Source organism: Streptomyces sp. SID14478, from assembly GCF_010548525.1.
Lineage (GTDB): Bacteria > Actinomycetota > Actinomycetes > Streptomycetales > Streptomycetaceae > Streptomyces.
Window position 1 is genome coordinate 1 of the sequence record NZ_JAAGMG010000921.1, and the last position, 10,959, is coordinate 10,959.

Consider the following 10,959-nt stretch of genomic DNA (forward strand, 5'->3'; position numbering starts at 1 on the left):
CGCCGGGTGGCGCTCCTCGAGGGTGCGGCGGCCGGGCGCGCGCAGGCCGTGGAGGAGACGGAGGCGGCCGTCGACCGGGTGCTGGTGACCCAGGAGTTGGCTCGGCTGCCGGTACCGCAGCGTACGGTCCTGTGGCTCGCGTACTACGAGGACCTGACCCAGCCGCAGATCGCGGAGCGCACCGGCTGGCCGCTGGGCACGGTCAAGAGCCACGCCCGGCGCGGGATGCAGCGGCTGTCCACGCGCCTGCGCTCCGCTACGGAGAATCCCCGGCCCGGTGCATCCGTGCGGGCCGTTCCGCCCGAAGAACCGGACGACCCCGTGTGACGCCCAGTCGCCCGGACAGCCGGTCGGCCCGGACCCTGCCGGTCGCGCCTGCACGACGGAGTCGGCGGCGCCGAGGCCCGTCGCTGGGGGCGGCACCCCTGCGGGCGCCGCCCCCGGCGTCACCCCCACACAGGCGCGGAGGCCGACTCCCGGCTAGGGTTTGTGATCATGAATGCCCGATCCGTCCAGATCCGCGAGTTGCCCGAGTCCGACATCGAGCGCGCCCTCGCGCTCGCCTACCTCGTCTTCCACGAATCACCCGAGGACGACCGACGGAAGCTGCACCGCCGGACACTGTCCGAATTCCTGCGCATCGGCGCCTACGACGGTGACGACCTGGTCGGGTTCGCGGCGGCGCACCCCTTCACCGTGTCCGTGCCGGGCGGCGGCGAACTCACCTGCCCCGGCCTGACGTTCGTGTCCGTCGCCCCCACCCACCGGCGTCGGGGCGTGCTCTCCTCGATGATGGACGAGCTGTTCGCCCGGTGTGCGCGCGAGGGCGCACCGCTCATCGCGCTGTGGGCCTCGGAGGCATCCATCTACGGGCGGTTCGGCTACGGCCCGGCCACCTACGGCGTGAGCCTGGAGATCGACTCGCGACGCCCGCTGGCGCTGCGCATCGCACCCGACTCCCGCCCCCTGCGCCTGGTGGACCCGAAGGAGGCGCCCGCGCTGCTCGGCCCGTACTTCGAGTCCACCCGTGCGCGCCGGGCGGGACGCCAGGCGCGCACGGAGGACTGGTGGCGCGACGAGTGGCTGGTCGAGAAGGACGAGGACGACGACGACATGTCGCCGCCGCGCGTCGTCACGCTCGGCGACCCGCTCGCCGGGTACGCGATCTACCGGACCAAGCCCGGTGACGACGAGGCCCGTACGCCGGGGATCGTCAGGGTCGACGACCTGGAGGCCGACGGCCCCGAGGAGGCGGCCGCGCTGTGGAGCTATCTGACCGCGATCGACCTGACGGGCACGGTGCGGGCCTGGGTGCGGCCGCCGGACGATCCGCTCCTGCTGTTCGCGGCGGACCGGGACCAGGTGCGGGTGACCGGCTCGTTCCCGTCCCTGTGGGTGCGGCTCGTCGACGTACGGGCGGCGCTGGCGGCACGTACCTGGGCGGCGCCCGTGGACGTGGCGCTCGCGGTGCGCGACGCGCAGGTTCCGGCCAACGCGGGCACGTTCCGGCTGATCGCGTCGCCGGACGGCTTCTCGTACGCGCCGACCGACGACGCCCCCGATCTGTCGATGGAGGCCCGCGACCTGGCGACCGTCTACATGGGTGCGACGTCCGTGCGGTCGCTGGTGGCGGCCGGGCTGGTGGCCGAGCACAAGCAGGACGCGGCGTCGATGTTCGACGCCGCGCTGCACACGGAACTCCTTCCGCACACGACCGACGGGTTCTGAACCGCCGGTCGCGCTCGGGGGGAGTTCAGCAGCCCCATCTGCCAGGTGCGGGCGCCGCCGCTGTCGTTGCCGTGCCGTCGTCACCTGAGGTCATACGGAAGCGGGGGCCGCGGACCCGGCGATCGTGCGGGCCATGCGCAGGGCGTCCACGGACTCGGCGAGCAGCTCGTACTCGGTGGTGTCGTCCCGGGTGGCCACCCGCACGAGCCGCCCGCCCGCCAGCTCCTCGGCGACGCGCTCTTGCTGGACGCTGTCCGCGCACCAGGCGCGCAGCAGTCCGGGGACGTCGGGGGTGTCGTCGCCGGCCGGCATCAGGGCGCCTTCGGGTACGTGCGGCAGGCCGGGGCGCGGATCGAGGCGTTCGGCGATCCAGGTGGCCCTGTCGCGCAGCCACCACAGGGCGAGGGGCAGGGTGGGGGCGCGATAGGTGCCGAGAGGAACTCCGACGCGTCGTCCTCCGCAGATTCCGTACGCGGTGACGTGGCACAGGAATTCGTCGTGCACGATCTCCCCCATTGCCTGGTGCCATTGATCACCGACTGATCGGTAATTGATCAGCGAGTGACTCCAACAGCCGGAGCGGACACGGTGATTGATCCGCACCGTGCCGCCATCGAACAATGTTCAACCGTCTCACCCGTTGAGTATCGGCACTTCGAACGCAGTGTCACCACGCTTTTCACGCCAGTCTCCTGGCATATTCGCGCGCCCTGTTGGCCGAAATCCGGCCGGTCGGCGAAACTGCACCTCATGCACTCACATGACGTACTCATCGAGGGTTACGGCCGCATTCGAGAAGAAGTACATGCCGTCGTCGAGGGTCTTTCTCCCGACGATCTCCAGGTGCGGCCCGGCGGCACCGGGAATTCCGTCGCCTGGCTCGTCTGGCACCTCACCCGCGTGCAGGACGACCATGTCGCCGACGCGGCGGGGATCGACCAGGTGTGGCTCGCGCAGGGCTGGTCCGACCGCTTCGCCCTGCGGCTCCCGGCGAAGGACACGGGATACGGCCACACGTCGCAGCAGGTCGGCCAGGTGAAGGTCGAGTCGGGAGAGCTCCTGCTCGGTTACTACGACGCGGTGCACGAGCAGACGCTGGGATTCCTCGCCGACCTCAAGGACGCCGCGCTCGACAAGGTCGTCGACGAGGGCTGGGACCCGCCGGTGACGCTCGGCGTGCGGCTGATCAGCGTGCTCGCGGACGACCTGCAGCACGTGGGCCAGGCCGCCTACGTGCGGGGCCTGCTCTGACGGACGGCCGGGCGCGCCGGGCTCAGGACAGGCGTTCCTCCAGGCGGACGGTCACGGTGTCCCCGGCCTCCTTGCCGATCGCGCGCCGCACGTCCGCCTTCACGGGCAGTTTGTGCCGGCCGTCACCGAGAGCCATGAAGGAGCTGCGGAACGGGCAGCCGTCGACGGTGCCACGGACCTTCACGAGGCCGCGGGTGCCGAAGAACGCGGCCGCCCGCGGCCACACGACATAGGTCCATCCGCCCGGGTTCGGGCTCTTCTCCAGGACGGCGCTGAACTGCGTGTTCAGCGCCGTTCCCGCTGCCGGTTCCGTTGCCACGACCGCCTCCTCGCACCGGTGCCCCACTGACGACACATCTACGACCCTGCGGGACCGCTGAACTCATCGCATCCGCAGGTCTTGACAACTCGATTGGTCTGGACCAGCTTTGGCGCACAGCGGTGGCCACCGTTCACATCCGCTCCTGACCTCCCCCGGAGGAACTCGTGGACCGTGCACGTCATGGCAGACCCGGCGCCCGCCGCCGCCTCGGCGGCGCCCTCGCCGTCCTCTCGGCGGCGGCGCTCGGCGTCACCGCACTCGCCGCTCCCGCGCAGGCCGCGGACGTCAACGTGGCCAAGAACGCCGGCTTCGAGTCGGACCTGAGCAACTGGACCTGCACCGCCGGCAGCGGCGCCGTCGTCACGTCCCCCGTGCACGGCGGCAGCAAGGCGCTCAAGGCCACGCCGGCCGGGCAGGACAACGCGCAGTGCACCCAGACCGTCGCGGTCAAGCCCAACTCGACGTACGCGCTCAGCAGTTGGGTGCAAGGCGGGTACGCCTACCTCGGCGCGAGCGGCACCGGCACCACCGACGTCTCGACCTGGACGCCGGGCAGCGCCTCCTGGCAGCAACTCACCACCAGTTTCCGGACCGGCGCGAACACGACGTCGGTCACGGTCTACACGCACGGCTGGTACGGGCAGAGCGCGTACTACGTGGACGACGTGAACGTCCTTGGACCCGACGGGGGCGGCGGCACCGACCCCGTGGTGATCCCGGCCGTGCCCTCGGGCCTCACGGCGGGCGCGACCACGTCCTCGTCCGTCGGCCTGTCCTGGACGCCGGTGTCGAACGCGACCGGCTACAACGTGTACCGCGACGGCACGAAGGTCGCGTCGGTCACCGGTGCCTCGGCGACGGTCACGGGCCTCGCCGCCGACACCTCGTACGGCTTCCAGGTCAGTGCCACGAACGCGGCCGGCGAGTCCGCCAGATCCGCGGCCGTGACGGCGAGAACGGCCACGTCCGGGGGTGGCGGAGGCGGGGGCACCGTGCCCGCGCACGCGCTGACCGGGTACTGGCAGAACTTCGACAACGGCGCGACCGTGCAGAAGCTGCGCGACGTCCCGGCGCAGTACGACATCATCGCGGTGTCCTTCGCCGACGCCACGACGACGCCCGGCCAGATCGCCTTCCACCTCGACCCTGCCGTCGGCTACGCCTCCGCCGCCGACTTCAAGGCCGACATCGCCGCCAAGCACGCCGCGGGCAAGTCCGTGGTCGTCTCGGTCGGCGGCGAGAAGGGCAGCATCTCCGTCAACAGCGACGCCTCGGCGACGGCGTTCGCCGACAGCGCGTACGCCCTCATGCAGGAGTACGGCTTCGACGGCGTCGACATCGACCTGGAGAACGGACTCAACTCCACCTACATGACGAAGGCGTTGCGCCAGCTGTCGCAGAAGGCCGGCGCGAAACTGGTGCTCACGATGGCGCCGCAGACCATCGACATGCAGTCCACGTCGGGCGAGTACTTCAAGACGGCGCTGAACGTGAAGGACATCCTGACCGTCGTCAACATGCAGTACTACAACAGCGGGGCGATGCTCGGCTGCGACGGCAAGGTGTACAGCCAGGGCTCGGTGGACTTCCTCACCGCGCTCGCCTGCATCCAGTTGGAGGGCGGACTCGCCCCCGCGCAGGTCGGGCTCGGCGTGCCGGCCTCGACGCGCGCGGCGGGCAGCGGCTACGTGGCTCCGTCCGTGGTGAACAACGCGCTCGACTGCCTGACGCGCGGCACCGGTTGCGGCTCCTTCAAGCCCGCGAAGACGTACCCGGGGCTGCGCGGCGCGATGACCTGGTCGACGAACTGGGACGCGACGGCCGGCAGCGCCTGGTCGAACGCGGTGGGCCCGAAGGTGCACGGCCTGCCGTAGCCCGGTGAACCCTCCGGGGCAGGGGCCGGCCCGTGGGCGGCTGACGGCATCCGGCGACGCGTCCGGCATGCCGTCAGCCGCCCATGAAGAGCATCGTGCCGTCGGGCCCCCTCGCCTCGACGCGGGCGCCGTGCTCGACGGTGCGGCTGACCGTGCAGTACGTGTCGTGGGTGAGGCGGATGCCGCGTTCCAGGGTCTCGGCGGCACGGGTGTCGCCCTCGGGCAGCGCGAGTTCGTAGGAGATGCGGACGGCGCCGACCCGGCCGTCGTCCTCGGGGCGGGAGACCGACTCGACGACGATGCGCAGGTCGTCGTGTTCGACGGTGCGCGCGGTGCGGTCGACGACGAGGCCGCCGCAGCCGCCGAGCGCGGCGAGGAGGAGTTCGACCGGGGTGAACGAGGGCTGGGCGCCCGCGGCGTCCGCGGGGGCGATGCGGACCTCGGCGCCGCGGTCGTTGCGGGCGGTCCAGTCGCGCTCGGCGGTGCGGACGGTTTCGATGCGGTAGTCGGCCATGACGGAACCGTAACCAGGCCGCGCGCCCCTGCCCCGCAGGCCGCCGCGGCGCGTGTCAGGGCGCCTGTTGGACGTCGCCGCGGGTGGAGGACGCCAGGGTGTCGCGGTGGGCGAAGTCGCCGGGCGGGATGCCCGGGTGGTGTCCCGCCGACGGCCCGGCGGCGGCCGCTTCGGCGGGGCCCAGCGTGAGGCGGGAGACGATCCGGTAGCGGTCGCCCCGGTACAGCGAGTGGACGTACTCGACGGGCTGCCCGGCGGTGTCCGAGGTGAGCCGTTCGAAGAGCAGGGCCGGGGAGAGCTCGGGGACGTCGAGGAGCTCGGCCTCGGCGCGGCTGACGACGGTCGGCTCGATGGCCTGGACGGCTTCGCGGACGTGTACGTCGTGGTGCGCGCGCAAATGCGCGTACAGGTCGCCGCTCTCCAGCTCCTGGGCGGTCAGGCCCGGCACGAGGTCGGCCCGGATGTGCAGGTGCTCGATGGCCATCGGCGCCCCGTCGACGAGGCGCAGCCGGGCCACGTACACGATCTTCGCCGCGGGCGAGAGGCGCAGCTTGCGGCCGACGCGCGCGCCTGCCGGGACGGTGGTGAACTCCAGGAGCCGGCTCGTCCAGGCGCCCGAGGCCTGCGGCACCGCCAGCGCCTGTTCCTGTGCGACGAGTTCCTGGGTGATCTTCTGCGGGGCGACGAACATGCCGCGCCCGTGTTCGCGGACGAGAAGGCCCGCGGCGACGAGTTCGCCGACGGCCGCGCGCAGCGTGGGCCGGGACACTCCCAGCCGGGCGCAGAGCGTGCGCTCGGAGGGGATCGCGTCGCCGGGAAGCTGCGACTCAATGAGTTCCAGGATGTGGTCGCGCACGCGCTCCCGCTTGAGCACCGCTCCCGACGCGGCCGGGTTCTCGATGGTCCCGTCGGCGTTCACGTCCGCCCCCTCATGCCGTCCGACCAGTTGCCTGACCAGTTGACCACGACGGGGCGTTGATCGACAACTGGCCTTTGTTTCCTGGGGGGTTGACGCGCCCAATGGTCTATGCCACCTTTCTCCACCATCAGAGGTCACCTGACCAGTTGGTCAACTGGTCAGGTCCGGTGTCCCAGAGGTGAACCGTGAAGCTCCGCTTGCTCGCCGGTCTGTCCGCGCTCGTCGCGGCCGCCGGGCTCAGTGCCTGCAGTTCGTCCGGCTCCGGTGACGGGGAGTCGGGCGGCGGCGGGCGGACCAGCATCGACGTGTGGCTGATGCGCGACAGCGTCTCGGCCGACTTCCAGAAGGAGTTCGAGAAGGGCTTCGAGGCCGCCCACCCCGACATCGACGTACGGGTGCAGATCCAGGAGTGGGACGGCATCGGCGAGAAGGTCACCGCCGCCCTCGCCAGCAACGACGCGCCGGACGTCATCGAGACCGGCAACACCCAGGTCGCCCAGTTCGCCCAGAGCGGCGGCCTGTGGGACCTCAGCGACAAGGTCGGCGAACTGGGCGGCAAGGCCTGGCTCAAGGGGCTCGCCGAGCCGGGGGCGTTCGAGGGCAAGCAGTACGGCATCCCGTACTACGCGGCGAACCGGGTCGTCATCTATCGCAAGGACCTGTTCGAGAAGGCGGGCGTGGACGCCTCGTCCATCAAGACACGGGCGCAGTGGATCGCCGCGACCAAGAAGCTCAACAAGGGCGCCCAGCAGGGGATGTACCTCCCCGGGCAGAACTGGTACACGCTCTCCGGCTTCGTCTGGGACGAGGGCGGCGACCTCGCCACCGAGTCCGGCGGCACGTGGAAGGGCACCCTGGACACGCCCGAGGCGCTGCGCGCGATGACCTTCTACGAACGGCTCCAGGGCCTCGGCAAGGGCCCGAAGGACTCCGACGAGGCGCAGCCGCCGCAGGCAGAGGTGATGGCCAAGGGAAAGGTCGCGCAGATCGTCTCCACTCCGGGCGGCGCCAACGTCGTCGTCCAGAACAACCCCGCGCTCAAGGACAAGTTGGGGTTCTTCCCGATCCCGGGCAAGACGGCCGGCACGCCCGGCGCGGTGTTCACCGGCGGCTCGGACCTGGTGATCCCGGCGGTCTCGCAGCACCACGACGCCGCGTACGCCTTCGTCAAGGAGCTGACCGGCGACGCCTGGCAGAAGAAGCTCGCCGTCGCGATGAGCTACGTACCCAACAAGACGACGCTCGCGAGTGCGGTCGCGGGGGACCCGGGCGCCTCGGCCATGGCCGTCGGCGCGGCGGTCGGGCACGCGACGCCGAACACGCCGGGCTGGGCGGCCGTCGAGGCCAAGAACCCGATCAAGGACTACATGACGGCGGTCCTCGCGGGCGGTGATCCGGCCCGGGAGGCGAAGAAGGCGTCCGAGGCGATCACCTCGGCGATGAAGTCCGGGTCCTGACCACCCGCCTCCCAGGAAGAAAGGAGTGTGCGCCGTGTCGGTCGTCCGCGAGCGGACCGCACCCCGCCCCCTCACCCGGCCCCCACGGCGCCCGCGGGGACCCTCCCCCCGCGCCACCATGTCGGGCGCCTGGCCCTACCTGCTGGTGGCGCCCGCCGTCCTCGGCATGCTGTACCTGCTCGTCTACCCGTTGGCCCGCGCCGTCCTGATCTCGTTCCAGGACTTCGGTCTGCGCCAACTGATCCTGGGCGACGCCCACTTCACCGGATTCGACAACTACACGACGCTGCTCTCCGATCCGCGCTTTTGGACGGTGGTGCGCCGCACGTTCCTGTTCATGGCCGTCAACGTCGTCCTGATCATGGTGCTGTCGACGCTGGTGGCGCTGATGGTGGAGCGGCTCGGCCGGATCTGGCGGACCGTCGTGCTCAGCGCGCTCGTGCTGACCTGGGCGATGCCGGTGGTCGCGGCGACGACGGTGTTCCAGTGGCTGTTCCACTCGGAGTTCGGGATCGTCAACCACACGCTCACCGGCCTCGGGTTCTCGTCCTTCGACGGGTATCCGTGGCTGGCGCACGGGCCCGCGGCGTTCGCCATCCTCGTGACGCTCGTGGTGTGGCAGTCGATCCCGTTCGCGGCGATCACCCTGTACTCGGCTCTCACCACGGTCCCCGCCGACCTGTACGAGGCGGCACGCATCGACGGTGCCTCCGGCCCCCGCATCTTCCGGTCGATCACGCTGCCGATCGTGCGGCCGATCTTCATGCTGGTGCTGTCGCTGGAGGTGATCTGGACGTTCAAGGCGTTCGTGCAGATCTGGGTGATGACGCGCGGCGGCCCGGGCGACGCCACCACGATCCTGCCGGTGTACGCGGTGCAGACCGCCCTGTCCGGCCAGCGCTACGACCTGGGCGCGGCCGCGTCGATGGTGACGGTGCTGCTCATGTCCGGGGTGCTCGTCGCCTACTTCCGGCAGATGTTCCGACAGGAGGGCGAGCGGTGACGGCCGCCCGGGCGCTGCGCCGCCTCCCGCTGCACATCGCCGCGACGGTCACGGTGGTCGTCTGCCTGTTCCCCGTGTACTGGATGGTCGCGACGGCCTTCAAACCGAACCGGGACATCCAGACGGACCACCCGCAACTGCTGCCGCAGAGCTGGACGCTCGCCCACTTCCGGCGGGCGATCGAGGCCGACGGCTTCGGACTGTTCTGGCGCAACAGCGTGGCGGTGACGCTGGGCGCGGTGGTGCTCGCGCTGGTGGTGGCGCTCGGTGCGTCGTTCGCGGTGGCGCGGATGCGCTGGCGGGGCCGGCGGCAGTTCATGCTGATGGTGTTCGTCGCGCAGATGGCACCGTGGGAGTCGCTGATCATCCCCGTGTACATCATTTCGCGGGACACCGACATGCTGGACCGGCTGCCGACGCTCACGCTGGTGTACTTCATGATGACGCTGCCGTTCACGATCGTCGTCCTGCGCGGCTTCATCGCCACGATCCCCGCGGAGCTGGAGGAGTCGGCGCAGGTCGACGGGTGCACCCGCGTCGGCGCCTTCCGGCACATCGCCTTTCCGCTGCTGGCGCCGGGCCTCATGGCCACCTCGCTGTTCGGCTACATCACGGCGTGGAACGAGTTCGCGTACGCCAACTTCCTCATCATCAAACAGCAGGACCACCGGACGCTGCCGGTGTGGCTGTCCTCGTTCCACAACACGTTCGGCACCGACTGGGGCGCCACGATGGCCGCCTCCACGCTGTTCGCGCTGCCCGCCCTGATGATCTTCCTGGTGCTGCAGCGGCATGTGACCTCCGGCTTCGCGGCCGGCGCCGTCAAGGGCTGAGCGCCCCCCACCCCCCGTCCGGAGGTTCGCCGTGCCCGCACACCGTCCCTCACTGGTCCCCGCACCCACGCACCTGTCCGTCCGCCCCGGCCGCTTCACCCTCGGCGAGGACACGACGCTGCGGGTCTCCCCCGGCGCCGAACCCGCCGCCGCCCTGCTCCGCACCCTTCTCGCGCCGCCCACCGGTCTCGCGCTGAGACCGGCCGCGGACGGACCGTTCGTGCTCGCCCTCGATCCACAGCTGGGCGGTCTGGGCGAGGAGGGGTACGGGCTGACGGTGGCGCCCGACGCGGTCCTGTTGCGGGCCGCGCATCTCACCGGGCTGCTGCGCGGCGTCCAGACGGTACGCCAACTGCTCCCGGTACAGGCCCTGTCGGGCACGGCGCAGCCGTCGGTCCCCTGGCGGATGCCCTGTGTCGAGATCACCGACGTGCCGCGACACTCCTGGCGCGGGTTCATGCTCGACGTGGCCCGGCACTTCCAGCCCGTGCCGCTGCTGCGCCGCTACGTCGACCTGCTCGCCCTGCACAAGCTCAACGTGCTGCACCTGCACCTCACCGACGACCAGGGCTGGCGGATGCCGGTCGCGGCGTACCCCCGGCTCACCGAGGTGGGCGGACGGCGCGCCGAGTCCGTGGTGGGTCCCCCGGGCAGCCACCGGTTCGACGGCATCCCGCACGAAGGCGCCTATACGCAGCGGGAGTTGAGGGACCTCGTCGGCTACGCCGCCGCGCGCGGGGTCACCGTCGTCCCGGAGATCGAGATGCCGGGGCACACCCGGGCCGCGCTCGCCGCCCACCCGGAACTCGGCAACGTACCGGGGCGCCGGCTCGACGTGTGGACGCGGTGGGGCGTGTGCGAGACCGTCCTCGGCGTGCACGAGCCGGTGCTCGACTTCTGCCGCGCCGTGCTCGACGAGGTCCTCGACGTGTTCCCCTCGCCGCACGTGCACCTCGGCGGCGACGAGTGCCCGACCACGGAGTGGGCGGCGAGCCCGGCGGCCCGGGCCCGGGCCGCCGCGGAGGGGCTGCCGGACACGGCGGCGCTGCACGGCTGGT

12 protein-coding genes are annotated in these 10,959 nt (G+C 71.3%); 8 read left to right on the plus strand and 4 right to left on the minus strand.

Features of this window, described 5'->3' with window-relative positions; translation table 11 throughout:
• Both G3I40_RS30035 and G3I40_RS30040 read left to right on the plus strand, forming a co-directional pair.
• Positions 1 to 327: sigma factor-like helix-turn-helix DNA-binding protein (locus G3I40_RS30035; protein WP_275410244.1), on the plus strand; the 327-nt coding region annotated here is incomplete at its 5' end.
• Positions 328 to 495: 168 nt separating this feature from the next.
• Positions 496 to 1,728: a GNAT family N-acetyltransferase gene (locus G3I40_RS30040; protein ID WP_164305778.1), complete on the plus strand. Its 1,233-nt coding sequence runs from the start codon at positions 496 to 498 to the stop codon at positions 1,726 to 1,728.
• Between the two features lie 90 nt (positions 1,729 to 1,818).
• Here the strand turns inward: G3I40_RS30040 and G3I40_RS30045 are convergent, their stop codons facing one another.
• The gene (locus G3I40_RS30045) at positions 1,819 to 2,232 is read right to left on the minus strand and encodes a hypothetical protein (RefSeq protein WP_164305779.1); all 414 of its coding nucleotides are present in this window, start codon (positions 2,230 to 2,232) and stop codon (positions 1,819 to 1,821) included.
• 246 nt (positions 2,233 to 2,478) lie between these two features.
• Here G3I40_RS30045 and G3I40_RS30050 point away from each other — a divergent pair, with 246 nt between their 5' ends.
• A complete protein-coding gene (locus G3I40_RS30050; RefSeq protein WP_164305780.1) occupies positions 2,479 to 2,979 on the plus strand; it encodes a DinB family protein in 501 nt (166 codons plus the stop codon).
• A 22-nt stretch (positions 2,980 to 3,001) separates the two neighbouring features.
• Here G3I40_RS30050 and G3I40_RS30055 read toward each other — a convergent pair whose 3' ends face one another.
• Entirely contained in the window at positions 3,002 to 3,268 is a 267-nt protein-coding gene (locus G3I40_RS30055; protein WP_164305787.1) for a DUF1905 domain-containing protein, read from the minus strand.
• 197 nt (positions 3,269 to 3,465) lie between these two features.
• Here G3I40_RS30055 and G3I40_RS30060 point away from each other — a divergent pair, with 197 nt between their 5' ends.
• Complete coding sequence (locus G3I40_RS30060; protein ID WP_164305781.1) at positions 3,466 to 5,175, plus strand: glycoside hydrolase family 18 protein; 1,710 nt, start codon at positions 3,466 to 3,468, stop codon at positions 5,173 to 5,175.
• A 73-nt stretch (positions 5,176 to 5,248) separates the two neighbouring features.
• On the opposite strand, the gene G3I40_RS30065 is transcribed toward G3I40_RS30060, so the two are convergent.
• A complete protein-coding gene (locus tag G3I40_RS30065) occupies positions 5,249 to 5,689 on the minus strand; it encodes an OsmC family protein (protein WP_164305782.1) in 441 nt (146 codons plus the stop codon).
• 55 nt (positions 5,690 to 5,744) lie between these two features.
• Positions 5,745 to 6,608, minus strand: coding sequence for a GntR family transcriptional regulator (locus G3I40_RS30070; RefSeq protein ID WP_343245060.1), 864 nt, complete (start codon positions 6,606 to 6,608; stop codon positions 5,745 to 5,747).
• Between the two features lie 185 nt (positions 6,609 to 6,793).
• On the opposite strand from G3I40_RS30070, the gene G3I40_RS30075 reads away from it, so the two are divergent.
• From G3I40_RS30075 to G3I40_RS30090, 4 genes are all read left to right on the plus strand, one after another.
• Positions 6,794 to 8,065: an extracellular solute-binding protein gene (locus G3I40_RS30075; protein ID WP_164305783.1), complete on the plus strand. Its 1,272-nt coding sequence runs from the start codon at positions 6,794 to 6,796 to the stop codon at positions 8,063 to 8,065.
• Positions 8,066 to 8,099: 34 nt separating this feature from the next.
• Positions 8,100 to 9,068, plus strand: coding sequence for a sugar ABC transporter permease (locus G3I40_RS30080; RefSeq protein ID WP_164305784.1), 969 nt, complete (start codon positions 8,100 to 8,102; stop codon positions 9,066 to 9,068).
• Positions 9,065 to 9,901 carry a carbohydrate ABC transporter permease gene (locus G3I40_RS30085; protein WP_164305785.1) on the plus strand — a complete coding sequence of 279 codons (837 nt, stop codon included), beginning with the start codon at positions 9,065 to 9,067 and terminating at the stop codon, positions 9,899 to 9,901. Before G3I40_RS30080 ends, G3I40_RS30085 begins: the two co-directional genes overlap by 4 nt.
• A gap of 31 nt (positions 9,902 to 9,932) precedes the next feature.
• Positions 9,933 to 10,959 (plus strand): family 20 glycosylhydrolase (locus tag G3I40_RS30090; RefSeq protein ID WP_164305786.1); only part of this gene is annotated, 1,027 nt, incomplete at its 3' end.